Source organism: Ruegeria sp. F5, assembly GCF_056533845.1.
Map to the genome: position 1 here is coordinate 114,181 of NZ_JBQFOU010000011.1, position 25,386 is coordinate 139,566.

Genomic DNA, 25,386 nt, shown 5'->3' on the forward strand with positions numbered 1-25,386 from the left:
ATCACCCCCTCATCGCTTTGCCCTGCGGGTCGTAGGGCGACGGCGCGATTACACGCGCGGGGCGTTCGACGCCCACCACATGCACGGACAATTCGGTTCCGGGTTCGGATTTGTCATGGTTCACCAAAGCCATCGCAAGGGACTTGCCGGTGTAGTGGCCGTACCCGCCCGAGGTCACGAAACCCACACGCTCGCCGTCAGCCCAGATGGGTTCATACCCGCTGGCATCGGCGTCCAGCGCGTCCACTTCCAGCGTCACCTGAACCTGATCCGGGCCGTTGCCATCGCGCTCGGCCACGGCGGCGGACTTGCCGACGAAATCCTTATCCCAGTCGATCCAGCGATCCATGCCGGTCATTCCGGGGGTGTAGAGCTGCGTGAACTCCGCCGACCAGATGCCAAAGCTTTTCTCAAGCCGGGTCGAAAGCATCGCGTTGAAGCCACATTCGCGGATACCTTCTTCGGCTCCGGCGTCCAGCAGCATACGGCGCAGCTTGATGTGGTCGCCGTAGCGGCAGTTGATCTCGTACCCCTTCTCGCCCGTCACCGACATGCGGGCAACGCGGGCGCGAACCAGTCCGATATCGAAGTCACCACAGCCCATGAATTTCAGACCCGAGATATCCTGTTCCGCCAGATTCTCGACCACCGCCTGCGATTTCGGGCCAACGACGGCAAAGCCGCAATATTCCTCTCCCAGATCGCGGACAGTCACGCCATCCATCATGTGATCGTCGAACCAGCGCATGTGCCAGGCGCGCAGGTAGTAGCTGCCCATGATCCACCAGGTGCCGTCGCCCCAGTTCAGCACGGTCAGATCGCCCTTGAGCCGCCCGTTTTCGCCCACCATCGGGGCGAGTTTCGCCCGACCCGGCGCGGGCAGCTTCGAGGCCATGACCTTGTCCAGCCACGCCGGCGCGTTCGGGCCGCTGACCTCGAACCGGGAAAAGCCCGAGATATCCAAAAGACCCGCGCCCTCGCGGATGGTTTTGCATTCCTCGGCCACAATGTCATGCGCGTTGGAGCGCTTGAGGGTCGGCGTCTCGTCAAACCCCTTTGGCGCGAAATACAGCGGCACTTCCAGGTCCCAGCTAACACCCCATTTGCAGCCAGCCTCGGTCATCGCGTCATGGGCGGGGGCCATTTTCAGCGGGCGGCCTGCAGGCAGTTGCTCGTTCGGATAGGTCATCACGAAGCGGCGGGAATAGAACTGGCCCGTCGTCTCGCGAATGTAGCGCTTGTTCTGCGCAAAGTCGCCGTAGCGCGCCACGTCCATCGGCCAGGCATCGGCCTCGGGCTCACCATGGATCATCCATTCGGCCAGCGTCTTGCCAACGCCGCCACCCTGCAGGAACCCGGCCATCACCGCGCAGGCCGACCAGTAGCCGCGTTTACCCGGCACCGGCCCGACCAGAGGGTTGCCGTCGGGCGAAAAGGTGAACGCGCCGTTGACCCATGTCTTGATGCCGACATTCTGGATCGAGGGGTAACGTTCAAAGCCCAGCGTCAGCTCATTCTCAATCCGGTCGAGCTGTTCCTGAAACAGCTCCTCGCCATAACCCCACGGCGCGCCGTCCATGGCCCAGTGTTCGTGATCGACCTCGTAAATGCCAACCAGAACGCCCTTCTGGTCCTGCCGCATATAGGTGAAGCCTTCGAGGTCGACCGTCATCGGCATCTCGAAATCGGCTTGCGCGACCTCGGGCACGGTGTCGGTGATCAGATAGTGGTGTTTCAGCGGCGACACCGGCAGTTCCACCCCGGCCATGCGCCCCACCTGCTTGGCCCAAAGACCCGCCGCGTTGACCACATGTTCACAGGTGATCGTGCCCTTGTCGGTGACAACCTGCCAGCCATCCGCAGTCTGCGTCAGACTTTCAACCTTGGTTTCTTCGTAATATTCAGCGCCACGTTTCTTGGCCGCTGTGGCATAGGCCTGCACCGTGCCGGTCGTATCGATATATCCTTCCCGGTCGGCCCACATCGCGCCCAGCACGCCTTCGGTGGACATGATCGGGCAGCGTCTTTGCGCCTCTTGCGGGGACAGCAATTCGCAATCGTCAATGCCGATGGACTGGAAGATACGGTAGTTCGCCTGCAACCATTCCCAGCGCTCGGGCGTTCCCGCCAGCGTCAGGCCGCCAGTCATGTGCAGACCGATATTCTGACCGGATTCCTTCTCGATCTCACTCAGCAGGTCGATTGTATAGGCCTGCAGCGCCGCCATGTTGGGATCGGCGTTCAGCGCGTGGATGCCGCCCGCCGCATGCCACGAAGACCCCGAGGCCAGACGCCGCCGTTCCAGCATGACCACATCGGACCAGCCGAATTTGGCCAGATGATACAGAACCGAGGCACCGACAACGCCACCCCCGATGACCACAACGCGATATTGAGATTTCATCCTGCGCTCCCCTGCGTGACTCGCAGAGGACGCTAGACGCACTGTTCACTTCTGTCTAGACATTTCTGTACAGTGTATCGCACTGAAATCCCGCAGCCCTACTGGCGGGGATTAAAGCTGCGCGCTGGGGCGGGCCTGCACCTTTTCGAACCATGCCAGAGTGGCCGTGTTGCCCTCGGGGATCCGCATTTTGATGACGCGGGCGAAATCGACGAACACGAAGGCCGAAATGTCGGCCAGCGTAAAGCTGTCGCCCGCAACAAACGGCCTGTCCTGTAACCGGCTTTCAAGCAGATCGAAGAAGGCTTTGGTGCGGTCAAGGCCGCGTTGGGCCAGATCGGGGATTTGCGCATAGTTGACCGGCCCCGGTATCGCCCGGCCCGCGAAAGCCGGATGCGAATTGCGCAGGGCTTCCGCGATCGGCACGCCGCCTTGCTGTTCGGCAAGTGTGTTCCACATCAGGACCAGCCCCTTTTCATCCGGGGTCAGACCCATCAGGGGCGGCTCGGGGAAGCGCGCTTCCAAATAGGCCGCTATACCCAGATTTTCAGTCAGAACCGTGCCCTCATCCGTCACCAGAACCGGGATCGTGCCGCGCGGGTTCAGGGACAGAAACGCCTCATCCAACTGCTCGCCCTTGGCGATGGAAATATCGCGCGTCTCAATCTCCAGCCCTTTTTCCGCAATGAACATGCGGGCGCGGCGCGGGTTTGGGGCGGTCGAACAGTCATAGAAAATCATCGGCGGCCTCCTTAACGGCGATAGATGAAACAGCGCCCTTCGACCGCGCCATCCGGCAGGGGCAGTTCGGTCAGCGTGTCAAAATACATCCGGTCGCTGGACACCATCAGCCCGCCCTCGGCCAGAAGCGGTTCGATCAAAGGCGAGACAAACCGCGCGAAAGCATCGTTCTTTTCGCGGTTATGCCCGCCCAGATCGGCATGGATCAGGCTGGCGGTTGCCCCGAACCGTTCGAGCGACGCAGGCAAAGTTTCGCGCACATCGCCCAGAATGACCCGGTCGTCCGGCGGGGTGGAATCGGGGTGCGAGGCAACGGCGCGCTCGAAAACGTAAACCGGACGATCCTGAATATGCTGCATCATGTGATGATACGTCCGGCCATTGCCCAGACCCAGTTCGAACACCGGTCCGGTCATTTGGGACGTCTGCGCAATCGCATGGTCCAGACAGGCGCGCTGCGACACCATGCGGTCGATGAACAGATCCAGACGGCTTTGATTCTCGGACACGTGGAAATCTCTCCTTGATACCAGTCGCCAGCATAGATGCGGCTGACGGTGCCCTAGATGACAAAAACTCAAGACTTTGTGTAGCCGCGAAGGCCTAAGTTTCACATTCCCGCGACATTTCGGCGAAAGAACGGGTTTGACTAGTCGGGCAGAACCGCGCGACACTGAGCAAAAAATCACGGGGAGTTGATAAGCCGATGTTACCGACCGGCCCAGCGGGTGGAGACCCCGTATGAGCGCGTTGTTGTCCGTCAGAGACCTGAGCATAGGCTTTGGCGCAGGGGAACCTGTGGTCAGAGACGTGAATTTTGATGTCGCTGCCGGACAGACACTTGCGCTTGTGGGGGAATCCGGCTCGGGCAAAACCATCTCGTGCCGGGCAGCGTTGCGTATCCTGCCCCGGACCGCTCAGATTCGCAGCGGCACCATAACTCTGAACGATTCCAAGGGCCTTGCCGACCTGACGCAGATCAACGAGCGCGAAATGCGCCGCATTCGCGGCAATCGGGTCTCGATGATCTTTCAGGAACCGATGCGGTCGCTGTCGCCACTGCACAAGATCGGCAATCAGGTGTCCGAGGTGCTGTGGCTGCACCGCGGCATGTCCGAGGCGCAGGCCCGCAAAGAGGTTCTGACCCAGTTCGAACGCGTGGGCTTTCCCGACCCGCAGCGCGCTTATGACTCTTATCCGTTCGAGCTGTCGGGCGGCATGCGTCAGCGCGCCATGATCGCAATGGCAATGGTCGCCAGGCCCGAACTGCTGATCGCGGACGAGCCTACGACAGCGCTGGATGTGACCACGCAGGCGCAGGTGCTGGGGCTGATCAAAGATTTGCAGCGCGAAACGGGCATGGCGCTGATCCTCGTCACCCACGATCTGGGCGTTGTGGCCAACATGGCCGAGCAGGTGGTGGTCATGCACAAGGGCCGGGTGATGGAGGCGGGCCCTGCCGCACCGATCCTGACCGCCCCAGCGCATCCCTATACCAAGCAGCTTTTCGATGCCGCACCGGAAATACCGGATCAGGAAGCCGTTGGCCTGCCGATGCCGGGCGAGGACCTGATCCTGCAGATGAAGGACGTGTCCAAGACCTACACGATGCGGTCCAGCAAGGGCTGGCAGTCCGACAAGGAAATCCATGCCTGCCGCGGTGTTGATCTGAACCTGGCACGCGGCAAGACGCTGGCGATTGTCGGTGAAAGCGGCTCGGGCAAGACCACAGCCGCCCGCATCGCGCTGGGTGCCGAACTGCCTGACCCGGGCGGAGAGATTCTGTTCCGGACCGAACCGGGCGCAGACCCGATCCCCGTCCACCGCATGAGCCGCGAGCAGCGCACCGCCTTTCAGCGCAAGGCGCAGATGGTGTTTCAGGACCCCTATAGCTCCCTGAGCCCGCGCATGCGCATTCAGGACGCCATGACCGAACCGTTGGAAATTCACCGCATCGGCTCGCCTGCGGATCAGCGGGACAAGGCAGCCGAGATGCTGAAGCGCGTCGGTCTGAATGCCGATATGCTGAAACGTTATCCGCACGCGTTTTCCGGCGGTCAGCGTCAGCGCCTGTCGATTGCGCGGGCGATGATGCTGGACCCGCAGCTGATCGTTTGTGACGAGCCGACCTCGGCGCTGGATGTTTCGGTTCAGGAACAGATCCTGACGCTGCTGGAAAACCTGCAGGACAGTCTGAACCTGTCTTACTTCTTCATCTCGCACGATCTTGCGGTCGTTGCCCGCATCGCTGACGAAGTTGCCGTGATGCGCCGGGGTCTTGTCGTCGAGCAGGCCCCGCCCGAAACACTTTTCTACAATCCGCGCCACCCCTACACCAAGGCGTTGATTGCCGCTCAACCAGAACCCGATATCAACCGCCCGATCGACCTCAAGATGGTATCCTTGGGCGCCGGTTCGCCGGACAGTTGGGAAGAAGCCTTTCGTTTCTCTGACACCGTGCTACCCTCACTGGTGGAATTGGAACCGGGCCATAAGGTACGTTGCCATGTTTAAGACCACTCGCCCCCTGATCCTGGCCGCCACGCTGGCGGCTGCATGGATGCTGCCCGCCACGGCAGAAACACCGACCCCGCAGGAAAATGCCTTTTGGCTGTCCGAAGTGAATGCCGAACACCTGCCCCCGGTGGAAGAGCGCCTGCCGAAAGAGCCCTTGGTCGTCGATCTGTCCGCGAAGGGGCGTGAGTTCGGAACACCGGGCGGGACGCTGCGCACAATGGTGACGCGGTCCAAGGATATCCGCCAGATGGTGGTCTATGGCTATGCCAGACTGGTCGGATTTGACGAAAACTACGAAATCGTCCCCGACCTGCTGGAGTCGTTCGAAAACGAGGACAACCGGAAATTCACCCTGAACCTGCGCGAAGGCCACAAGTGGTCAGACGGCTCGCCCTTCACCTCGGAAGATTTCCGCTACTGGTGGGAGGATGTCGCCAACAATGAACTGCTCAGCCCCTCCGGCCCGCCTGATTTCCTGATTGTCGAAGGTAAAACCCCGACCGTGTCCTTCCCCGATGAGACAACGGTGATTTACGAGTGGGACGACCCGAACCCCGATTTCCTGCAATCTCTGGCGCAGGCGCGCCCGCCTTTCATCTACCGCCCGGCGGCGTTTCTTAAACAGTATCACGATAAATTCGCCGACCCCGAGGAAATCGCGTTTCTGGTCGAGGATGCCCGCGTCAAAAGCTGGGCGGCGCTGCACAACAAGCTGGACAACCTGTATAAGTTCGACAACCACGAACTGCCCACGTTGCAGCCCTGGGTGAACGCAAGCTCGGGCAAGAAAATCCGTCACAACTTCGTTCGCAACCCCTATTACCACCGCATCGACACCAACGGCGTGCAACTGCCCTATATCGATGTCGTCGAGATGGAGATCGTGGCCCCCGGTCTGGTCGCCGCCAAAACCAATGCCGGTGAAAGCGACCTGCAGGGGCGCGGGCTGGCGTTCCGCGATGCCTCGATCCTGAAAAAGGGCGAAGAGCAGGGGAATTACAAGACGCTGCTGTGGAAGACCGGTGTGGCGTCCCAGATCGCGATCTATCCGAACCTGAACTTTTCGGATGACGGCTGGCGGGATGTGCTGCGCGATGTGCGCGTGCGCCGTGCGCTGTCACTGGCCATCGACCGCAACACGATCAACCAGGCGCTTTACTTCAAACTGGCCAAGCCGGGGGCGATGTCGGTCCTGCCTGCCTCACCCTTCTACAACGAGGAAAACGCGCAGGCCTGGGCGGATTTCGATGTGGAACAGGCCAACGCTCTGCTGGATGAGGCTGGTCTGGATCAGCGCGACAAGAACGGCATCCGGCTGCTGCCCGATGGCCGCCCGATGGAGCTGGTGATCGAAACCGCCGGGGAACGGCAAGAGGTAGAAAACGCCCTGCAGATCGTGACGGATAACTGGCGGGACGTCGGCGTCAAACTGGTGATGCGCCCGCTGGACCGCGATATTCTGCGCAACCGGGTTTTCGCTGGCAACACGATGGCGTCCGTGTGGTTCGGCTGGGATGACGGCATCCCGCAGGCGCATACCTCACCCGCTTATCTGGCGCCAACCGATCAGGTGTTTCTGGCCTGGCCCAAATGGGGCCAGTACTACCAGACCGGAGGCGAGGTCGGCGAAGCCCCCGACATGCCCGAGGCGGAACGCCTGATGGCCCTAGCCCATGACTGGGAAGTCGCCACAAACGATGAAGAGCGTACCGCTGCTTGGACCGAAATGCTGAACATTCATGCCGATCAGCTTTACGCCATCGGCATCCTGAACGGCGCGCCTCAGCCCATTGTCATATCCAACCGCCTGCGCAACGTGCCGGAAGAGGCCATGTGGGCCTGGGACCCCGGAGCGCATTTCGGCGTACACCGACCGGACGAGTTCTTCTTCGCCGACTGACAGGAGCAGCTAAATGATAATGCTGCGCTATGCGGTGTACCGCTTTTTCACGATGCTGCTGACGCTGCTGGTGGTGTCGGTTCTGGTCTTCGTGATCATCAACCTGCCGCCCGGCGATTACCTGAGCAACCAGATTGCCGAACTGCAGGCCTCGGGCCAGTCCGCCGGTGTGGCCAAGGCCGAGTTTCTGCGCACCGAATACGCGCTGGATCGCCCTATGTGGGAACAATACCTGATCTGGATCGGGTTCTGGCCGGGCCCACACGGCTTTGCCGGGTTGCTACAGGGCAACTACGGCTGGTCCTTCGAGTTTGACCGCCCTGTATCGGAAATCGTCGGCGACACGCTTTGGCTGACGGTGGTCGTCAATCTGGCGGCTATCCTGTTTGTCTATGCCGTCGCCCTGCCGCTCGGGGTCCTCGCTGCCGCCCGGTCGCGGACCTGGATCGATTACACCTCGGCCTTTGTGGGCTATCTGGGTCTGGCGACCCCGAACTTTCTGCTGGCGCTGATCCTGTTCTACTACGGGCATCAATATTTCAACCTGCCCATCGGCGGCCTGATGGACCCCCGGTTCGAAGGTCAGCCGATGAGTTGGGACAAGCTCAAATCCATCCTCATTCACCTGATCGTGCCGACCTTCGTGATCGGCACTTCCGGAGCCTCGGCCATGATGCAGCGCCTGCGCGCCAATATGCTGGACGAATTGGGCAAGCCATACGTGGAAACCGCCATCGCCAAGGGCATGGCCCCGTCGCGGATGCTGACAAAATACCCCCTGCGCGTGGCCTTCAACCCCTTCGTGGCGGATATCGGCAACCTGCTGCCGTCGATGGTGTCGGGCTCGGTTCTGGTCTCGGTTGTTCTGGGTCTGCAAACCATCGGCCCGACCCTGCTGACCGCGCTCAAGACGCAGGACCAGTTCCTGTCCGCCTTCATCCTGATGTTCGTGGCGTTACTGACGCTCATCGGGACGATGATCTCCGACATCCTGCTGGTCATGCTGGACCCGCGCATCCGGTATGAGGGGCGCGAAGCATGACCGACCGCCCCGACGATCGCTATGTCGATGACGCCCCGTTCGATCCGGAGGCATCCGTCCAGCAACTGGAGCGCGCCGATCTGGACGCCCCGAACTGGGTGCTGGTCTGGCGCAAGTTCAAAACGCACAAGCTGGGCCTGATCTCGGGCATCTTCCTGCTGTTCTGCTATCTGATGCTGCCCTTCGCCGGCTTCATTGCCCCATACGGCCCCAATGACCGGAACGGAGAGCACCTTTATGCCCCGCCGCAATCGGTCAACTGGTTTCACGAGGGCGAGTTCGTCGGACCGTATGTCTATCCCATCATAGCCGAGGCCGATCTTGAGACCTTCCAGTGGAAGTTTGTCCCCGACACCGACAACCCCCAACCCATCCGGTTCTTCTGCAAAAGCTCGGAATACAAGCTGGCGGGGCTGATCAAGACCGACAGGCATCTGTTCTGCGCGCCCGAAGGGTCCACGCTGTTCCTGTGGGGGTCTGACCGGCTGGGCCGCGATATTTTCAGCCGCATTCTTTACGGTGCGCAGCTTTCGCTGACGGTGGGTCTGATCGGCATTTCGGTGTCCTTCTTCCTGGGCATCCTGTTTGGCTCGATGGCCGGGTATTTCGGCGGGCGCATAGACTGGATCATCAACCGGGTGATCGAAATCCTGCGCTCGTTGCCCGAACTGCCGCTCTGGCTGGCCCTGTCCGCCGCCGTGCCCTCGAACTGGAGCCCGGTCGCGGTGTTCTTCATCATCTCGATCATCCTCGGCATCCTCGACTGGCCCGGATTGGCGCGATCCGTGCGCGCCAAGTTCCTGTCGCTGCGGGAAGAGGAATACGTGCGCGCGGCCGAGATGATGGGCGCAAGTTCGGGCCGGGTGATCCGAAAGCACCTTCTGCCGAACTTCATGTCGCACCTGATCGCTTCGGCCACGCTGTCGATCCCGGCGATGATCCTTGGGGAAACGGCGCTCAGCTTTCTTGGCCTTGGCCTGCGGGCCCCGGCGGTCAGTTGGGGGGTGATGCTGAACGATGCGCAGAACCTGGCCTCGATTGAGATCTACCCGTGGACGGCGATTCCGATGCTGCCGATCATCGTGGTAGTGCTGGCGTTCAACTTCCTTGGTGACGGTCTGCGCGACAGCCTTGACCCCTATCAGCAATGAGCCTGCTTGCGTCCCTTCCGGCCACTGACAGCTATCGGTCCACAGGCTCGGGTGCCCTGCCCAGCGCATTTGCCGTGTCGGAACTGGCAACCGCCAGCTTCGCGGCAGTGGGTCTGGAACTGGCCCGCCTGATGAAAGCGCTGAACCTGACGGCCTCCGAGGCCGAGGTTGCCGTCGATCATCGTCTGGCCTCGTTGTGGTACGGGTTTTCGTTCCGGCCCGATGGGTGGGACTTGCCCAACCTGTGGGATGCGATAGCCGGGGATTACCGGGCCTCGGATGGCTGGATCAGATTGCACACCAACCTGCCGCATCACCGTGCGGCGGTTCTGAAGGTTCTGGCCACGACGCCGGATCGCGAAGCGGTGACGCAAGCCGTCCGGTCCTGGCAAATCACCGATCTGGAAAACGCCGTCGTGGCGCAGGGAGGCGTTGCCGCCGCCATGCGCAGCCGGACCGAGTGGCTGGAACATCCGCAGGGACGCGCGGTCTCGCGCGATCCGCTGATCAGTTGGCAGGGGCCGCGCCCTGTTGCGTTGCGGGACCGGTCGCAAGCCACCGCAGCGCGCCCTTTGGCCGGGTTGCGGGTGCTCGACCTGACCCGCGTGCTGGCCGGGCCTGTTTCGACCCGCACGCTGGCCGGTTTCGGCGCGGATGTGCTGCGCGTTGATCCTCCGGATTGGGATGAACCCGGCGTCATCCCCGATATCTCTCTGGGCAAGCGCTGCACCTATCTCGACCTCAAATCGCCAAAAGGGCTGGAGCGTCTGCAGGACCTGCTGGCGCAGGCGGATGTGTTTGTTCACGGCTACCGCCCCGGCGCTCTGGACGCGCTTGGGCTGACCAAGGCCAAACGCGACGAGCTTGCCCCCAACCGGATCGAGGTGACGCTGGACGCCTATGGCTGGCAGGGCCCGTGGTCGGCGCGGCGTGGCTTTGACAGTCTGGTCCAGATGAGCGCCGGAATAGCCCATGCAGGGATGGGGTGGGCCCAAGCCGACAAGCCCACGCCCCTGCCCGTTCAGGCGCTGGACCACGCGACGGGCTATCTGATGGCCGCCGCCGTCCTATCCGCTTTGACCGAGGCCGCGTCAGGCAATTCGGTCATGTATGCGCATCTGTCGCTGGCCCGCACTGCGGAGTTGCTGGCGCGGCTCAGCAAGTCCGGCGGAAGCGATGAGATCGGCGTGGCCCAATCCACCGACTTCGCCTCGGTGCCCGAGGCGTCTGGCTGGGGTTCCGGCCACCGTCTTAAACCCGCTCTGAGGGTGGGTGAAACGAAAATGAGCTGGGATTTGCCTGCCCCGAGACTCGGCACATCCGAGCCGGAATGGCCCTAACACATCCAACGCGCGGCCCGGCCCAACACTTTGGATGGCGTCTCGTCAGAGGCGCAACCCAAAGGGGCGGGAGCCCGCCCTAGCGGTCGTCGCCGCCGGGGCCGATATCGTCCAGATAGTCCTCGTCAATCGCGGCCTGAACCGCCCCCGTCACCGCCTCGCGCTGCTTGGGCGTCAGGTCTTCCGGATCTTTGTCATCGGCCAGCCGCACCGTCACTTCGCGGTGGGCAAAGCGGATACCTTCGCGGGCAAACAACTCGCGGATTTCCTGATAGACTTTCTTGCGCACCAGCCACTGATCGCCCGGTTTGGTCATGAACTTGACCCGGATGATCATCGCCGAATCCTGCATCTCGATCACGCCCTGCGATTTCAGCGGCTGGATGAAGTTCTCGCCAATCACCGGATCGGTCAGGAGTTGCTGGCCAAGCTTCTTGATCAGCTTCCGCACTTTCTCGACATCCGTGTCATAGGTCACGCGCAAGGGCAGTTTCATGATCACCCAGTCGCGGGAATAGTTGGTCAGCACCTTGATTTCACCGAACGGAATGGTGTTGAGCGCACCCAGATGGTGGCGCAGCTGGAAAGACCGGACCGAGATTTTCTCGACCGTGCCTTTCACATCCCCGATGTCGATATATTCGCCCTTGCGGAAAGCATCGTCCAACAGGAAGAACGCGCCCGAGAAGATGTCGCGCACAAGGGTCTGAGAGCCGAACCCGACGGCCAGTCCCACAACGCCCGCACCAGCAAACAGCGGACTGACATTGATGCCAATCTCCATCAGCACGATCAGAGCGATGGTCACGACAACTACGGCCAAAATAGCCCCGCGGAACAGGGGCAATAGGGTTGCCAAGCGGCTCTGCCCGCCTTCCCCGCCTTCGTCGCCCAGTTCAGCCTCACCGCCATCGTCCACCTCTTCGGCGATCTTGCTGTCGATCCAGATGCGGAAGAAATGGAACAGGATATAGCCGATGAACAGGATCACCATCACGTCCAGCGCACGCCCGACAGGCAGGTCTTCGCTCCAGCTGGCGTTCGGGTTCCAGATCACCACCACCGCATAAAGCCCGACAACAAAGGCAAGAATGCCCGCGACGCGCCGTGCCAGATCCTCATATGTCAGGATCGCGTGCTTTCGCTGTTCGGCTTCCGGGGTTTCGGTCTCAGCGGCCTCATCCCCGTCGGATTCGGGCTCGGCATTCATCTCTTCCATCTGGCGGTTGCGGTCGAAATACCGCTCTAGCAGATAGTTCATTGCGCCGTAGGCCACGACCACCGACATGAAGATCGCGTAGCTGCTGGCCACGATTGGGATCGAGTTCTGGTGCTCCAGAACCAGATCGACCGCCAGCTTGAACCAGCTGAACACGATGTACACGATCAGCACCGGTGCCCATGCGAATGAGATGAGGCGTGAAATCCACGACACCTGATCCGGGGCCCGGCCCCCGCGGATGGCATTGGAAATGGCGCGGGCGTTGAACAGGATCATCAAGACGTTACCCAAAGCCCCGAACATGGTCAGACCGCCATAAACCATGGCATAGACATTGTAGTTCAGCCCGAAATCCGCCACCCAGGTCGAGAACATCACGACCGAGATGTCATAGGTCGCCAGCGCCGACGCCCAGATATACAGCCGTTTTGCATCACGGTCGGAAAAGGGCGGCAGGCGATATTGGCTCAGAAAAGGCGACAGCACCATCCGCCACAGGTCCGACACCGTGCGCGACAGGAAAAATGCGGTGAAGATTGCCGTCACCGTGAACTGGACCGAGATATCCTCGGCCTCGCCAAAGAACAGATACCCCACGATCAGCGCCATAAGCATCGCGAAAATGGTTCCGCCGATCCCCATCAGGAAGCGGAACACCAGAAACGGCATCTTCTCGCGATAACCTTGCGGGTTTTCCTTGCTGCGCGCGACAACCCAATGTTTTGCAAACCGTTTTCCGTAGATTTCGGTGGATAGCCATCGCCCCAGCAGCAGAAACAGGATGTTCCAGCCCAGCACTTCGACATAGGTCTGGATACGGCCATCCGGGCTGGTCTGGCGCAGGATGTATTGCACTTCGAACATCGAATACGGCAGGGCCTCCATCCGGGAGGCCATCGATTCCCGGAATTTCGAGAACCTCTCCTGCGCCTTCATCAGTTCCGAGCCGCCGCCCATCGGGTTGCCGGTTGCGTCGTCCTCTGATTGCGCGCCGCCCTGTGCGTTCGCAGAAACCACCTGTCCCGCGCTGTCGATCACGATAACGCTGGCCCCTGCCTCACTCGCCGCTCGGATCGCCGCTGCCACATCGCCGTCGGCCGATGTTCCGGAATCGCTGCCCGACCCTGTGGAATACCCCGGAATCAAGGATGTCTGCGCCGCCACCCCGACCGGATACGCCAGCAACAAGGCCCAGAACGCCAGAAACAGCCCGGCCAGAAATTTAAGCTTCATAAGGTCTTGCATCCATTTTCCCGTCACCGAACAGAGTACAGAACAGGCGCAGGCTGTTCAAATCTTCACGTTCGGCGGTCTCAATATCGTGTAAAGGCGTGTTTTCAGCGCATAACACCTTTGCTGGTATTTTCAATCCGACAAAAATTGAATATGTCCGGGTGCAACCTGGAAACCTTTCCTCTCGGTCCTTCCGGCACCAGAACCAAACATCGGTACGATGCGCGGATCAAACTACAAATTCCTGTTGCCAAATCGCAATGCATGGCACATTTGCGGCAGGCAAATCCGCCTTTGGCAAGCAAAGCCGGACAATATACGATAACTGGTGCAAACGCGCGGGAATTGCACCAAGACCACTAAAACGGGCAGCAATATGAGCCTAGGCAAACAGACTACAAAATCCGGCCGCGCGCCGCGTATCCTGTTTTACAGCCATGACACCTTTGGGCTGGGCCACCTGCGCCGGTCGCGCGCGCTTGCCGCCGCGATGACCGAGGCGGATCCGCAGGCCTCGGCCCTGATCCTGACGGGCTCTCCTGTCGCGGGCCGCTTTACCTTTCCACGCCGCGTTGACCATGTGCGCCTGCCCGGCGTGACCAAGCGCGAAGATGGCTCTTACGCCGCGCGCACCATCGGGATGGGTATTGATGAGGTGACCGAGCTGCGCTCGGGCCTGATTCAGACGGCGGTTCAGCAGTTCGATCCGGACGTTCTGATCGTCGACAAGGAACCGACAGGTTTCCGAGGCGAGCTTTTGCCAACGCTGGAACAGTTGCAGTTCACCGGCGACACCAAGCTGATCCTCGGCCTGCGCGATGTTCTGGACGAGCCCGAGGTGCTGGCCGCCGAATGGGCCAGGAAAGAGGCCATCGCCGCCACCGAGCGCTTTTACCACGAAATCTGGGTCTATGGGCTGCGGTCGATCTATGACCCGACCAAGGGCCTGCCGCTCAGCCCCGCCGCACAGTCGCGCATCCATTGGACCGGCTATCTGCGCCGCGACCTGGGGCCTGTGGGCGAGCCGCCGGAACAGCCTTATATCCTGATCACACCGGGGGGCGGTGGCGACGGCAAGGCGATGGTGAACCTTGTGCTGTCGGCCTATGAAAAGGACCCCAACCTGTCTCCGCGCGCGGTTCTGGTTTACGGCCCCTTCCTGTCCGGCGAGTTGCGGGAGGAATTCGAAACCCGCGTTGCCGCGCTGAACGGGCGGGTCACGGCGGTCGGCTTTGAATCCCAGATCGAGACCCTGTTTGCCGGGGCCGCCGGTGTTGTCTGCATGGGCGGCTACAACACGTTTTGCGAGGTTCTGTCCTTCGACAAACGCGCCGTCATCGTGCCGCGCACCACACCCCGTCTGGAACAGTGGATACGCGCGTCGCGGGCCGAAAACCTGGGGCTGGTGCGGATGCTGGATGAACACCGCGATGGGCTGACCGCCGACGCCATGATCCGCGCCATTCGCGACCTGCCCAATCAACCGCTTCCCTCGCAGGCCATTCGCGGCGGGCTGCTGGACGGGCTGGACTATGTGACGGACCGTGTCGATGCACTGCTGAGCCGGGAACAGGAACTGGCAACCGGATGAGCGCACCCGATCCTAAACTGGCGGTGCTGGTCAAAGGATGGCCGCGCCTGTCAGAAACGTTCATCGCGCAAGAGCTTGTGGCCCTGCAGGAGGCCGGGCACAGCTTTGACATCTGGTCCCTGCGCCATCCCACCGACACCAAGCGCCATCCGTTGCATGACCGGTTCGCTGGCCATGTGCATTACCTGCCCGAATACCTGTACGAAGAACCAAAGCGCGTCTGGTCAGCGCGCGCCATCGCCCAACGCCTGCCCGGTTATGCCGAGGCCTACCGGGTCTGGCGCGCAGACCTGCGCCGCGATCCCTCCCATAACCGCATTCGCCGATTTGGACAGGCCTGCGTTCTGGCCGCCGAACTGCCCGAGGCGACACGGGCGCTTTATGCGCATTTCATGCACACGCCGTCATCCGTGGCGCGCTATGCCGCCATTATGTGCGGCCTGCCGTGGAGCTTTTCGGCCCATGCCAAGGATATCTGGACCTCGCCGGATTGGGAAAAGCGCGAAAAGCTGCAGGCGGCGACCCACGGCGCGGCCTTCGGCGCGACCTGCACCGCCATCGGGGCCGAACACCTGCGCGGGCTGGCCGATGATCCGGCGCGGGTGGACCTGATCTATCACGGGCTGGATCTTGCCCGTTTTCCCTCCCCACCCGCTCGCGCGCCACGCGCGGCGGACGGGCCGTTTCACATGCTGTCCGTCGGGCGGCTGGTCGAGAAAAAGGGGTTCGACCGCCTGATCGACGCCTTTGCCCTGCTGCCCAAATCGCTGGACTGGCAATGGACCCACATCGGCGGCGGCACGCTTGGCGACGCGCTGCGCTGTCGTGCCCAGGCGGCGGGCATCGCCGACCGGATCACGTGGAAAGGTGCCTGCGACCAGCCCGAAGTGATCGAGGCCATGCGCCGCGCGGACCTGTTCGTTCTGCCCAGCCGTATCGCGGCAGATGGCGACCGCGATGGCTTGCCCAATGTGCTGATGGAGGCAGCCTCGCAACATCTGCCGATGCTGTCGACCCCGGTTTCGGCCATCCCCGAATTCATCGAAACGGGAACGCATGGGGTGTTGTCAGATGACGATCCGACCTCACTGGCGGCGGCGATTACCGGGATGGCCTCGGACCCCGCCAAGACCGCCAACATGGCCATCGCCGCCTATGACCGCCTGATTGCCGAGTTCCGGATGGACCCCGGCATCGCCCGTCTTTCCGCCCGGCTGAGCGCCTTGTGTTCGGATACCGAGTGATGGCCCGCGTCGCCTTCTATGCCCCGATGAAATCGCCCGACAGCCCGACGCCCTCGGGCGACCGGGAAATGGCCCGGAACCTGATGCGCGCCATCGCCGCCGAGGGTGATCAGGTCGATCTGGCGTCGCGCCTTCGCATCTATGACAAAACCGGCGATCCCGCCTTGCAGCAAACGCTGCGTGATCAGGCGCGGAACGAGGCGGACCGGCTGATTGAGGATTTGCCGCCCGAAACTGCGGTCTGGGTGACATATCACAACTATTACAAGGCCCCCGATCTGCTGGGGCCGCAAGTCTGTGCCGCGCGTGGTCTGCCTTACGTTCAGCTGGAAAGCACCCGCGCCTCAAGCCGCCTGAACGGTCCGTGGGCCGGGTTCGCGCAGTCGGCGCACAAGGCGTGCGATGCGGCGAATGTGATCTTTTACCACACCGCCAATGACCTGATCACGCTGCAGCGCGACCGCTTCGGCGATCAGCAATTGGTCGAACTGCCGCCCTTCCTGCCGCGTGCGGACCTGCCACCCCAGAGCTCGGGCCAGGGGCCGATGCTGGCGGTCGGGATGATGCGGCATGGCGACAAGCTGGCCTCGTATGACATCTTGGCACAGGCGCTGGCGCAACTGCCCGGCGACTGGCATCTGCGCATCGCAGGCGACGGCCCCGCCCGCGCCGAGGTTGAGGCGAAGATGGCCCGGTTCGGCGACAGGGTCTCGTTTCTGGGCCAGTTGGACCGAGATGCCCTGCAGGCGATCTATGAAAGCTCTTCACTGCTGGTCTGGCCCGGTGTGAATGAGGCTTACGGCATGATTTACCTTGAAGCACAGGCGACCGGCCTGCCGGTGGCCGCGCAGGACCGACCCGGCGTGCGTGATGTTCTTGCTCCGGCGGATTACCCTGCGGTTGAGGCCGGTGCAAAAGGGTTGGCCGATAAAATTCAACAGCTTCTAGTCGATGATCGAGAACGCCTTGCACTAGGGGCCAAAGCCCGCGCCCATGTGGCGCAACGCCATTTGATGCCCCAAGCGACCAAACGGTTCTGGGCAACAATTCGCCCGATATTGGAGGCGTCATGACCCGGCTCGCCCTGCTCCGTCACGGACATACCCACTGGAACCGCGCCGGGCGGATTCAGGGCCGCAGCGATATCCCGCTGGACGACGACGCGCGCGCCGAACTGGCGGGATACGCCCTGCCGTCGGATTGGCAAGCCGCCGAAATCTGGTCCAGCCCACTGCTGCGCGCCAGCGAAACGGCGCGGTTGGTCTCGGGCCGTGACCCACAGACGTCGGATGCGCTGACCGAGATGAACTGGGGCGATTGGGAAGGTTTGCGCGGGATCGACCTGATCGCGGATGACAACAGCGGCTACCAGCATATCGAAGACTGGGGGTGGGACTACCGCCCGCCCAACGGTGAAACCCCGGCCGAGGTCTGGTCGCGGCTGCGCCCATGGCTGAGCCGCTTGCGAAACAATACAGTCGCGGTCTGCCATATCGGCATCATGCGCGCCATTCTGGCCCGGGCCTGGGGATGGGATTTCGATGGCCCGGCCCCCTTCAGGATCAAACGCAATCGCCTGTATATCGTTGATGTGCACACCCTGACCCCCGAACCCGACCCCGTTCGCCTGATCCCGCGAGAGGCTGCCCGATGAACGTGATGATACTTGTCACCCATTTGCTGGGCACCGGGCATCTCAGCCGCGCGCTGACGCTGGGCCGGGCGTTTGCCGGGGACGGGCATGAGGTTCTTGTGGTCTCGGGTGGCATGCCCGCGCCGCAGTTGGACAGCAGCGGCCTGACCCTGCTGGGCCTGCCCCCGCTGCGGTCAGACGGCACGAACTTCACCCGGCTGCTGACCGAAAGCGGAGAGGTTGCGGATGACACGTACCGGGCGGCGCGGATCACTGCGCTGACGAAAGCCGTTCAAAGTTTCCAGCCGCAGGTTCTGATCACCGAGCTTTTTCCGTTCGGTCGCCGCACACTGACCGATGAGTTCGAAGCGTGCCTGATCGCGGCCCGGAACCTGCCGCAGCACCCCCTTATTCTGGGATCGATCCGGGATATTCTGGCCCCGCCCTCCAAACCCGCAAAAGCCGAGCGCACCGATCAGATCGTGGCGCAGTATTATGACGGCATTCTGGTGCATTCGACCGAACGCGTCATTCCCTTGTCCGTCAGTTGGCCCGTGTCGGCGGAACTGGCGCAGCGCCTGCACTACACCGGTTTCGTCGCGCCCAAAGCGCCGCAGCCGCATCCTGACGCTGTGGGGCGGGACGAAGTGCTTGTCAGCGCGGGCGGAGGTTCGGTCGGCCAGCCGATCTTTCGCGCAGCCATCGAGGCTGCCCGAAAGATGACCAACAGGCGCTGGCGCCTGCTGGTGGGCGGGCAGGACGCGCAGGCGCGGATTGCCGAATTGTCGCAACTGGCCGAGGGCGCGCCTGTGATCATCGAACCGGTGCGCCCGGATTTCCGCCAGATGCTGCCGCATGCCGCCGCCTCGGTCAGTATGTGCGGCTATAACACCGCGCTGGACATCCTGCAGAGCGGGACTCCCGCCGTGTTCGTCCCCTTCGACGATGGCAAGGAAGTTGAACAGGGTCTACGCGGGCAAAGCCTGTCGCAGATGCCCGCCATCGATGTGCTGACCAGCGGGGCCCTGAGCGGTTCCGCACTGGCCGAAGCCGTCGAGCGCGTATTGTCCGACGGGCGGCGCGAGACGCAGGATCTTGGGTTTGACGGCGCGCAGAAGTCCGTGGAAATCACCAAACACCTTTGGGCAGGCCGCCAATGAGCGTTGACTGGCTGCCCCTTGAAACCGAGTTGCGTCGCTGGCGAGATCAGGGACTAACACTGCCCCTGTGGTGGCGCGACGATGATGCCATCGCGCCGACGCCTCAGTTGAAGATGCTGTCGGACCTGTCCGCGCGGCTGAACCTGCCGGTTCATCTGGCGGTGATCCCGAAAGCGGCCTCTGCCGAACTGTCGGATTACGTCGGCAAGCGGCAGACGCTGATCCCGGTGGTCCACGGCTGGGCACATCAGAACCATGCCCCGGCGGATCTGAAAAAGTCGGAATTCCGCCTGCACAGACCCCTGGATGCGCTTGTCGCCGATGCTCGGGCCGGGTTTGCCCGGCTCCGCACGCTGTTTGGCGATGAGCTGCGGCCGATGTTTGTCCCGCCCTGGAACCGCATCGCACCCGAAGCGGCAACCGAACTGCCTGACATTGGGTTTCGCATCCTCTCAACCGCGACCCCCCGCAAAACCGCGATGGCCGCCCCCGGGCTGGAACAGATCAACACGCATCTGGACCCCATCGACTGGCGCGGAACACGCGGGCTGATATCGCCCGACATGCTGATCCCCCAAACCACCGGGTTGCTGCGGGATCGCCGCGAAGGACGGGCCGACAATGCCGAACCCTTTGGCGTGTTGACGCATCATCTGGTCCATGATCAAGACATCTGGGACTTTACCCAGGAATTGCTGGCCAAGCTGCTGGACGGGCCCGCCGTCCCGTGGACCGCCCCCAAAACCCAAAGGACCAAGACCCCATGAGCCGACTGGATTCCATGCTGCGCCGCCTGACCGCCCAGCGCGACGGGCTGAACTGGGCCGCCGCGCAGATCGCCGGCAAGGAGGGCGACGTTCTGGATATGGGCCTTGGCAATGGCCGCACCTATGACCATTTGCGAGAGATCCTGCCCGACCGCCGCATCTGGGTGATGGACCGGGTTCTGCAATGCCACCCCGACAGCACCCCGCCGCCCGAGGATTTTCTGCAGGGCGAGGCCGAGCCCATGCTGCAAAAGCTGGCGGGCACAGGGCACAGGATCGCAATGGCGCATTACGATTTCGGGCGCGGCATCAAAGAGGAAGACGTGGCCGAGTCTGCGCGCCTCAGCCCCCTGATCGCCAAGGTCATGCAGCCCGGCGGCCTGCTGATTTCCGGTCAGCCGCTGGTGGGGTTCAAGCAGATCGAAGGGCCCGACAGCATCGCGCCGGACCGCTACCTGTTCTACACCGCCTGATCAGGCGGTTCTGTCGCACATAGTCAGGCGACGCGGCGGCCCCGCGACCAGACCGCATTCAGCGCCGGGGCACCCGCGCGCATCCGGAACCGGATCAGATCGGCCCGGGCACCGGCCCGCAACGCGCCGCGATCCTCCAGCCCGGCAGCCTGCGCCGGGGTCTGCGTAACCGTCCGGATCCCGCGCGCCATATCCCCCCACATCTCGCCCAGCATGACCGCCGACAGTAGCAGCGCCGCGGGCACATAGTCGGACGACATGATATCCAGATGGTCCATCTCGGCCAGTTCGCGGGCCGAAACATTGCCCGAATGCGACCCGCCCCGGATCACGTTCGGGGCACCCATCATCACCTTGATCCCGTGATCGTGGCAGGCGCGCGCAGCCTCGACCGTGGTGGGAAATTCGGCCAGACGGATGCCGTGATCGGCGGACACCCGCACCTGTTCGGCCGTGGTGTCATCGTGGCTGGCCAGCACCGCGCCAAAGCGGCGGGCGGCCTGGACCGCTTCGACCTCATGTCTGTCGCCATTGCGGTCGCGCAGCCCTTTCAATTGCGCCACGTGCTGCAGGAACGTATCATCGTCCATCGCGTATTTGACCTTCAGATAGGTCTCAAGCTTCGAGATATCCCGGAACTGCCGCTGCCCCGGCGTGTGATCCATGATTGACACCAGCCCGACGCGATCTTCGGGGCCGAACTCATCCAGTTCCTCGATCAGCGTTTCCGAGCACACTTCGGCCCGCAAATGCAGGAAATGGCTGATCTTGAGCGCATCCTGCTCGCGCAGTTCCCACAGCTCGCGCGACAGTCCGCGGGCATATTTCAGATAGCGCGCGGCCCCGGTGGGGATCGAGCCGATGCGCATGGCGTCGAACACCGTGGTGATGCCTGTGCTGGCCAGTTCCGCATCATGGGCGATGATGGCGGCGGCATGGGGCCAGTCGACTTGCGGACGCGGCTGGATGTGACGTTCCAGATTGTCGGTGTGCAATTCCACCAGACCGGGACTGACAAAGTCGCCCTCGCAATCCACCGCGCCTGCGGGAATGCCTGCGCCGGTGTCGATCCCGGCGATGGTTTCGCCCACAATCCGAAGGCTGCCGGTGATGGTCTCGTCCGGCAGAACAAGCGTGGCATTGGCAAGGATCAGTTCTTCTGTCATCTGAATTTCACACGGTTTGAGCTATGGAACGGCCACGCAATAGGAGGCCAATGTGACATTCACGCGATACGCGATCTATTTTGCGCCCCCTGCGGGGGCTGAATGGACAAAATTCGGTGCCGGGTGGCTGGGATGGGACATGGAAACCGGCCAACCTGCCGCGCACCCCGCCGTCGCGGGCATGGACGTCGCCGCCATCACCGAAGTTCCGCGCAAGTATGGCCTGCACGCCACGATGAAGCCGCCCTTTCATCTGGCCCCGGGCCAGTCGGTTGCCGCGTTGCAGGACGCCTGTGCGCAGCTGGCCACGCAGCAGTCGCAAGTAGTGCTGGACGGGTTGGAGATCGCCCGGCTGGGTCGGTTTCTGGCGCTGCGCCCGCTGGGCGAGACAGGCGCGCTGAACGCGCTGGCCGCCGCCTGCGTGCGCGATCTGGACCCGTTTCGCGCACCGGCATCCGAGGCCGAACTGGCCCGCCGCCGCGCCGCTGGTCTGACACCCGCGCAACAGGCCAACCTGACCCAATGGGGCTATCCCTATGTGCTGGACGCCTTTCGCTTTCACATCACGCTCAGCGGCAAGCTGGACAAACCGACGCTGACACAGGTGCAGGCTGCGCTGGACACGCGCCTCGGACCGTTGCTGCCCGCGCCGTTCCGCATCGCCGATCTGGCGCTGATGGGCGAGGCCGAGGACGGGCGGTTCCACCTGATCCATCGCTACGCCCTTTCCGGCTGAAGCCAGGTCAGGATTTCGTCCACCGTGGCCTGCAGCGGACCGGAATTGTCGACTTCGATCACGCGCTGCAACCCCTCGGGCAGAGACGCTTTGGCCCGGCCCAGCCGCCGCGCCTGTTCGTCCGCGCTCTCTCGCCCGCGCTCCGACAGCCGCCGGGCCAGAACACCGGCATCGGCGGTCAGAGAGATCACGATCAGATCGCCGAACACCGCCTGTGCCTGCAGCAGAACCGCCCGCGAGAGGTTGACCAGAACCGCATCGGCCTCGCCGCGCTGTGACGCAATCCCGGCGGGCACGCCGTACATCAGCCCATGTGCAGGCCAGTGCAGCGCGAAATCCCCGGCCTGCACCATCTGCCGGAAGCGGTCCTCGGACACGCGCTCAAAATCCTCACCGTCTTCGCCCTCGGGCCGGGTGATCACCCGGCGCACCCGCTGAATGCCGGGCGCGCGGGCGGTCAGCGCCTCGATCACGCTGTCCTTGCCAACCCCGGAGGGGCCGACGACCGCTATGACCGGCGCAAGACTCATGCCACTAGACCCGGCGAGAAATCGGACACGTCCACCGAACGGTCGCAGACCCGCGCGCGCGCCTCGACATCGTGGAAAATGCCGACAATCGCCGCCCCGCGCGCCTTGGCCTCTTCGATCAGGGACAGCACGGTCTCGCGGTTGCGCACGTCCAGACTGGCTGTTGGTTCATCCAGCAGCATCGCCGGATACTCATGGGCAAAACCACGCGCGATGTTCACGCGCTGCTGCTCACCCCCCGAAAAAGTGGTGGGGCTGAGCGACCACAGACGTTCCGGGATGTTCAACCGCGCCAACAGCCCCGCCGCCTTGTCCAGCGCCGCCTGCTTGTCGCAGCCCACCGCCAGCAGCGGCTCGGCCACAACCTCGAGCGTCGGCACCCGGGGCACCACCCGCAGAAACTGGCTGACATAACCCAAAGTCTCGCGGCGCAGCGCCAGAATCTCGCGCGGCTCGGCGCGGGCCACGTCCAGCCCACCCACCAGCACCTGACCCGAGGCCGCCAGATAGTTTCCGTAGATCACCCGCATCAGCGTCGACTTGCCCGCGCCCGAGGCCCCGGTCAGCGCCACGCACTCACCGGGCGCGACCTTCAGCGCCGCACCCTCCATCACCGGCAGGACCGCACCGCCCTGATTATGCAGGGTAAAGCTCTTGCAGACGTCGATCAGTTCAATCATCGCATTTCATCTTTTCTCAAATACTCAAACCTGCAGAACGCTGGACACAAGCAGTTGCGTATATGGATGCTGCGGATCGTCCAGCACCTGATCGGTCAGCCCGGCCTCGACCACGCGCCCGTCTTTCATCACCATCAGCCGGTCCGCCAACAGGCGCACCACGGCCAGGTCATGGGTGACGATGATCGCGCTCAGCCCCATCTCGCGCACCAGACCGCGCAGCAGGTCCAGCAGACGTGCCTGGACCGAGACATCCAGCCCGCCGGTCGGCTCATCCATGAACACCAGACGCGGGCCAGTGACCAGATTGCGGGCGATCTGCAACCGCTGCTGCATCCCGCCGGAAAACGCGGTCGGACGATCATCGACGCGGCTTTCGTCGATCTCGACGCGGCCCAGCCAGTCAACCGCCCGGTTCCGGATGGCCCCGTAGTGACGGTCGCCCACCGCCATCAGCCGCTCGCCGATGTTGCCGCCGGCGCTGACCGACATGCGCAGGCCGTCGCGGGCATGCTGATGCACGAAGGCCCAGTCGGTGCGGCCCAGCATCCGGCGCTCGGGCTCGGACATGGTCACCGTATCGACCGGCCCAGCGGTGCGGGTTTCAAAGATCACCTGCCCGGCATCCGGTTCCAGATGACCGGCCAGACAATTCAGCAGGGTCGACTTGCCCGAGCCGCTTTCGCCCACGATCCCCATCACCTCGCCGGGATAAAGATCGAAACTCACATCCTTGCATCCGATCCGCGCGCCATAGCGTTTCTCGATGCCTTTGACCTGCAGCAGAGGGGTCATGCCGCATACTCCCCGGCCAGTCGGCCCTGATACCCATCCGCGCGGCGCGAGCGACAATAATCGGTGTCCGAACAGACAAACATCCGGTTGCCCGCATCGTCCATGATGACCTCATCCAGATAGCTGTCCTCGGCCCCGCACAGATCACAGGCATGATCGGCCTTGGTGGCCTCAAACGGGTAGTCCTCGAAATCCAGACTGACGACCTGTGTATGCGGTGGCACCGCGTAGATCCGCTGTTCCCGCCCCGCCCCAAACAGCTGGATCGCGTCCATCTCAAGCTTGGGATTGTCGAATTTCGGGATCGGCGACGGGTCCATTACATAGCGGTCCGACACTTTCACCGGATAGGCGTAAGAGGTCGAAATCGCGCCGTGCTGGCTGATATCCTCATAGAGTTTCACATGCATCAGCCCGTATTCCTCAAGGCTGTGCATCTTGCGTGTTTCCGTCTCGCGCGGTTCCAGAAACCGCAGGGGTTCCGGGATCGGCACCTGATAGACGATGATCTGATCCTCGCGCAGCTTCGCCTCGGGGATGCGGTGGCGGGTCTGGATGACGGTTGCCTTTTCGGTTTCCTCGGTGGTTTCGACGCCTGCGGTATTCTCGAAGAACTTGCGGATCGACACCGCGTTTGTGGTGTCATCCGCGCCCTGATCGATCACCTTGAGCGTATCCTCGGGCGTCAGCGTCGCCGCCGAGACCTGCACCCCGCCGGTACCCCAGCCATAGGGCATCGGCATTTCGCGGCTGGCAAAGGGCACCTGATAGCCCGGCACGGCCAGACCTTTCAGGATCGCCCGGCGGATCATCCGCTTGGTTTGTTCGTCCAAATATGCGAAGTTATACTCACTCATTTTGATGTATCACTTTGTTTAATGGTGTTTTTGTGGACGTATTGGTGTTAGGCGCGCTGCTATTGGCGCTTTTGTTCTATCTTTTACTACATGCCCGTCACACGCGGCGACGGCATCACGCTCAAAAACGGGACCCGCTGGACAAGTGGAGTGCGGTCGGCAAGCGCCAAAAGCCGCCCCGCCCCTGACTGCGGTCGGGCCGGT

Annotated in this window: 22 protein-coding genes; 13 read left to right on the top strand and 9 right to left on the bottom strand. The window is 62.7% G+C overall.

Annotation, left to right across the window (positions count from 1 at the left end; all coding sequences use genetic code 11):
* Position 1 precedes the first annotated feature (1 nt).
* The 3 genes from ACR0K1_RS17070 to ACR0K1_RS17080 form a co-directional block, all read right to left on the bottom strand.
* Positions 2–2,404 (bottom strand): GcvT family protein, encoded by a 2,403-nt coding sequence (locus tag ACR0K1_RS17070; RefSeq protein ID WP_480851342.1) that lies wholly within the window; start codon positions 2,402–2,404, stop codon positions 2–4.
* A gap of 111 nt (positions 2,405–2,515) precedes the next feature.
* Complete coding sequence (locus ACR0K1_RS17075) at positions 2,516–3,145, bottom strand: glutathione S-transferase family protein (protein WP_480851343.1); 630 nt, start codon at positions 3,143–3,145, stop codon at positions 2,516–2,518.
* Positions 3,146–3,156: 11 nt separating this feature from the next.
* Entirely contained in the window at positions 3,157–3,654 is a 498-nt protein-coding gene (locus ACR0K1_RS17080) for a class I SAM-dependent methyltransferase (protein ID WP_480615453.1), read from the bottom strand.
* A gap of 232 nt (positions 3,655–3,886) precedes the next feature.
* Here ACR0K1_RS17080 and ACR0K1_RS17085 point away from each other — a divergent pair, with 232 nt between their 5' ends.
* From ACR0K1_RS17085 to ACR0K1_RS17105, 5 genes are read left to right on the top strand one after another with little or no spacing between them, the layout of a single operon-like run.
* Positions 3,887–5,659 (top strand): ABC transporter ATP-binding protein, encoded by a 1,773-nt coding sequence (locus ACR0K1_RS17085; RefSeq protein ID WP_480851344.1) that lies wholly within the window; start codon positions 3,887–3,889, stop codon positions 5,657–5,659.
* Positions 5,652–7,562, top strand: a complete 1,911-nt coding sequence (locus ACR0K1_RS17090; RefSeq protein WP_480615457.1) for an ABC transporter substrate-binding protein — start codon at positions 5,652–5,654, stop codon at positions 7,560–7,562. Before ACR0K1_RS17085 ends, ACR0K1_RS17090 begins: the two co-directional genes overlap by 8 nt.
* Before the next feature lie 13 nt (positions 7,563–7,575).
* The gene (locus ACR0K1_RS17095) at positions 7,576–8,604 is read left to right on the top strand and encodes an ABC transporter permease (protein ID WP_480615459.1); all 1,029 of its coding nucleotides are present in this window, start codon (positions 7,576–7,578) and stop codon (positions 8,602–8,604) included.
* On the top strand, positions 8,601–9,755 hold the full coding sequence (locus ACR0K1_RS17100) for an ABC transporter permease (protein ID WP_480615461.1): 1,155 nt from the start codon (positions 8,601–8,603) through the stop codon (positions 9,753–9,755). The genes ACR0K1_RS17095 and ACR0K1_RS17100 overlap by 4 nt, the downstream gene beginning before the upstream one ends.
* Entirely contained in the window at positions 9,752–11,095 is a 1,344-nt protein-coding gene (locus ACR0K1_RS17105; RefSeq protein WP_480615463.1) for a CoA transferase, read from the top strand. The genes ACR0K1_RS17100 and ACR0K1_RS17105 overlap by 4 nt, the downstream gene beginning before the upstream one ends.
* 79 nt (positions 11,096–11,174) lie before the next feature.
* On the opposite strand, the gene ACR0K1_RS17110 is transcribed toward ACR0K1_RS17105, so the two are convergent.
* On the bottom strand, positions 11,175–13,550 hold the full coding sequence (locus tag ACR0K1_RS17110) for a mechanosensitive ion channel family protein (RefSeq protein WP_480851345.1): 2,376 nt from the start codon (positions 13,548–13,550) through the stop codon (positions 11,175–11,177).
* Between the two features lie 376 nt (positions 13,551–13,926).
* Between ACR0K1_RS17110 and ACR0K1_RS17115 the strand changes: the two genes are divergently transcribed.
* The 7 genes from ACR0K1_RS17115 to ACR0K1_RS17145 are packed head-to-tail and all read left to right on the top strand — an operon-like array spanning position 13,927 to position 20,418.
* The gene (locus ACR0K1_RS17115; RefSeq protein WP_480615467.1) at positions 13,927–15,141 is read left to right on the top strand and encodes a glycosyltransferase family protein; all 1,215 of its coding nucleotides are present in this window, start codon (positions 13,927–13,929) and stop codon (positions 15,139–15,141) included.
* Positions 15,138–16,385 carry a glycosyltransferase family 4 protein gene (locus ACR0K1_RS17120; protein ID WP_480615468.1) on the top strand — a complete coding sequence of 416 codons (1,248 nt, stop codon included), beginning with the start codon at positions 15,138–15,140 and terminating at the stop codon, positions 16,383–16,385. The genes ACR0K1_RS17115 and ACR0K1_RS17120 overlap by 4 nt, the downstream gene beginning before the upstream one ends.
* A complete protein-coding gene (locus tag ACR0K1_RS17125) occupies positions 16,385–17,458 on the top strand; it encodes a glycosyltransferase family 4 protein (RefSeq protein ID WP_480615470.1) in 1,074 nt (357 codons plus the stop codon). Before ACR0K1_RS17120 ends, ACR0K1_RS17125 begins: the two co-directional genes overlap by 1 nt.
* Complete coding sequence (locus ACR0K1_RS17130) at positions 17,455–18,039, top strand: histidine phosphatase family protein (RefSeq protein WP_480615472.1); 585 nt, start codon at positions 17,455–17,457, stop codon at positions 18,037–18,039. The genes ACR0K1_RS17125 and ACR0K1_RS17130 overlap by 4 nt, the downstream gene beginning before the upstream one ends.
* Positions 18,036–19,178 (top strand): glycosyltransferase family protein, encoded by a 1,143-nt coding sequence (locus ACR0K1_RS17135; protein WP_480851346.1) that lies wholly within the window; start codon positions 18,036–18,038, stop codon positions 19,176–19,178. Before ACR0K1_RS17130 ends, ACR0K1_RS17135 begins: the two co-directional genes overlap by 4 nt.
* The gene (locus tag ACR0K1_RS17140; protein WP_480851347.1) at positions 19,175–19,945 is read left to right on the top strand and encodes a polysaccharide deacetylase family protein; all 771 of its coding nucleotides are present in this window, start codon (positions 19,175–19,177) and stop codon (positions 19,943–19,945) included. The genes ACR0K1_RS17135 and ACR0K1_RS17140 overlap by 4 nt, the downstream gene beginning before the upstream one ends.
* A complete protein-coding gene (locus tag ACR0K1_RS17145; RefSeq protein WP_480615478.1) occupies positions 19,942–20,418 on the top strand; it encodes a class I SAM-dependent methyltransferase in 477 nt (158 codons plus the stop codon). The genes ACR0K1_RS17140 and ACR0K1_RS17145 overlap by 4 nt, the downstream gene beginning before the upstream one ends.
* A 23-nt stretch (positions 20,419–20,441) precedes the next feature.
* On the opposite strand, the gene ACR0K1_RS17150 is transcribed toward ACR0K1_RS17145, so the two are convergent.
* Complete coding sequence (locus tag ACR0K1_RS17150) at positions 20,442–21,584, bottom strand: alpha-D-ribose 1-methylphosphonate 5-triphosphate diphosphatase (RefSeq protein ID WP_480615480.1); 1,143 nt, start codon at positions 21,582–21,584, stop codon at positions 20,442–20,444.
* A gap of 52 nt (positions 21,585–21,636) precedes the next feature.
* On the opposite strand from ACR0K1_RS17150, the gene ACR0K1_RS17155 reads away from it, so the two are divergent.
* Positions 21,637–22,320 (top strand): DUF1045 domain-containing protein, encoded by a 684-nt coding sequence (locus ACR0K1_RS17155; RefSeq protein WP_480615482.1) that lies wholly within the window; start codon positions 21,637–21,639, stop codon positions 22,318–22,320.
* Here the strand turns inward: ACR0K1_RS17155 and phnN are convergent.
* From phnN to ACR0K1_RS17175, 4 genes are read right to left on the bottom strand one after another with little or no spacing between them, the layout of a single operon-like run.
* The gene (gene phnN / locus ACR0K1_RS17160) at positions 22,302–22,850 is read right to left on the bottom strand and encodes a phosphonate metabolism protein/1,5-bisphosphokinase (PRPP-forming) PhnN (RefSeq protein ID WP_480615484.1); all 549 of its coding nucleotides are present in this window, start codon (positions 22,848–22,850) and stop codon (positions 22,302–22,304) included. The genes ACR0K1_RS17155 and phnN overlap by 19 nt on opposite strands.
* Positions 22,847–23,530, bottom strand: a complete 684-nt coding sequence (gene phnL / locus ACR0K1_RS17165; protein ID WP_480615486.1) for a phosphonate C-P lyase system protein PhnL — start codon at positions 23,528–23,530, stop codon at positions 22,847–22,849. Before phnL ends, phnN begins: the two co-directional genes overlap by 4 nt.
* A gap of 24 nt (positions 23,531–23,554) precedes the next feature.
* Complete coding sequence (gene phnK, locus ACR0K1_RS17170; RefSeq protein ID WP_480615488.1) at positions 23,555–24,325, bottom strand: phosphonate C-P lyase system protein PhnK; 771 nt, start codon at positions 24,323–24,325, stop codon at positions 23,555–23,557.
* Entirely contained in the window at positions 24,322–25,182 is an 861-nt protein-coding gene (locus tag ACR0K1_RS17175; RefSeq protein ID WP_480851348.1) for an alpha-D-ribose 1-methylphosphonate 5-phosphate C-P-lyase PhnJ, read from the bottom strand. Before ACR0K1_RS17175 ends, phnK begins: the two co-directional genes overlap by 4 nt.
* Positions 25,183–25,386: the final 204 nt, after the last annotated feature.